The 1,352-nt window shown below is 64.6% G+C and carries 2 protein-coding genes and 1 pseudogene; all 3 read left to right on the forward strand.

Going from position 1 to position 1,352, the window contains the following annotated elements; translation table 11 throughout:
• Positions 1-201, forward strand: a pseudogene (locus tag E3O62_RS16525) (hypothetical protein); the annotation flags it as partial.
• Complete coding sequence (locus E3O62_RS05450) at positions 194-988, forward strand: hypothetical protein (RefSeq protein WP_134397807.1); 795 nt, start codon at positions 194-196, stop codon at positions 986-988. The pseudogene E3O62_RS16525 and the gene E3O62_RS05450, both read left to right, overlap by 8 nt.
• 17 nt (positions 989-1,005) lie before the next feature.
• Positions 1,006-1,352: TetR/AcrR family transcriptional regulator (locus E3O62_RS05455; RefSeq protein ID WP_134397808.1), on the forward strand; the 347-nt coding region annotated here is incomplete at its 3' end.

A 1,352-nucleotide genomic window follows, 5' to 3' on the forward strand; every position in this document is an offset into this window, starting at 1 on the left:
GACTCGCTAGTCGTGCACGGCCCCGCCACCGCCGCGGCGGCGCTCAATCGCGCTGCCCACGAGGCAGGCATCACGCTCAGCCGCCTGACCCCGATCGACGAATCCCTCGAGGACGTGTTCCTCGAGTTGACGGCGGCGCCGACACCCATCTCATCGGCCGCCCCGCAGGGTGCCCGGAAGAAGGTTGCCACCAATGCGTGAATTACGAAGCGAACTCACCCGCCTCAACCGGCGGGGAATCTGGCTGGGCTGGCTGGGCCTCATGGCCGTCTTCGCTGTCCTGATCAACACGGTGATTTACACGATCGCAGCCAACGGATCTGCGCCTCCTGGCGGAGGACCGGGAGTCTCGTTCCCAAGCGTGGCAAATCTTGAAAGCTCATCGGGACTCGTCGCGGGCGTCTCCTCCGCGGCAAGCATGTTCGGAGTGATCACACTGTCGTTCTGGGCGATCGCAACGGCCTCGGACTACAGCACGGGCCTCATTCGTCTGCTCGCCGCCGCCCAGCCACACCGCTGGAGGCTACTGCTCGGGAAGATAGGAGCACTGCTGATCTGGACGGCCCTAGCCACAACGCTGGCGGTCGCCGTCAACCTGGCGGCCGCGCTGCCCTCGGCGGAAGCCGCGGGAATTTCGACCGAACTCTGGATGGATGACGTTGTCGGCGAAGTTGCGCGCGCCTGGATGAATTCATTCAGTGCCAGCGTGGTCTGGGGAATCATCGGACTCGTACTCGCCTTACTGAGCCGTTCCTCGGCGATCGCCATCTCGGTGGGGGTCGGGTGGGTTCTCCTCATCGAGACGATCATCAAGACCGCGTCGAGCGACGCGGGCAAGTGGCTGCCCGGAACGACCCTCACCGCGCTGGCACAGGGCGGAACCGATGACTTGTCTTTTGCCGGTGCCCTTCTGATCGGCTGCCTCTACGCGGCAGTCGGACTCACCATCGGGCTCGTGATCTTCATCCGCAGACCGATAACCGAATAGTCCGATTGGATAGACCTATGAACGCCCGCGGAGACATCACCCGAAAACGCCTTATCGACGCGACCACGGCTCTGGTTCGCGAGGTCGGCTACGCCAACGTCCGGACGCGCTCGATAGCGGTTGCGGCGGGTGTCGCCGAGGGCACCCTCTATCGGCACTTCGCCGACAAACGGTCGCTCTTCTACGCCGCGGTGCTGGATCGAAACGCACCCATCGTCGCCGCGACGGCGACCCTGCCTTCCCTGGCCGGACAGGGCACAGTGCTCGGCAACCTACTTGACACCATCCGACAACTAGCCCAGCTTCAGCAGGACCTACTACCTCTGGAGCAGGCGATGATCGCCGACCCGACCCTCGCCCCGCC

It is taken from the genome of Cryobacterium sp. TMT2-15-1, from assembly GCF_004402345.1.
GTDB lineage: Bacteria > Actinomycetota > Actinomycetes > Actinomycetales > Microbacteriaceae > Cryobacterium > Cryobacterium sandaracinum.

Excerpts from the sequence above, each read along its gene's own strand:
- E3O62_RS05450 (WP_134397807.1), top strand. The coding sequence starts at position 194 with ATGCGTGAATTACGAAGCGAACTCACCCGCCTCAACCGGCGGGGAATC.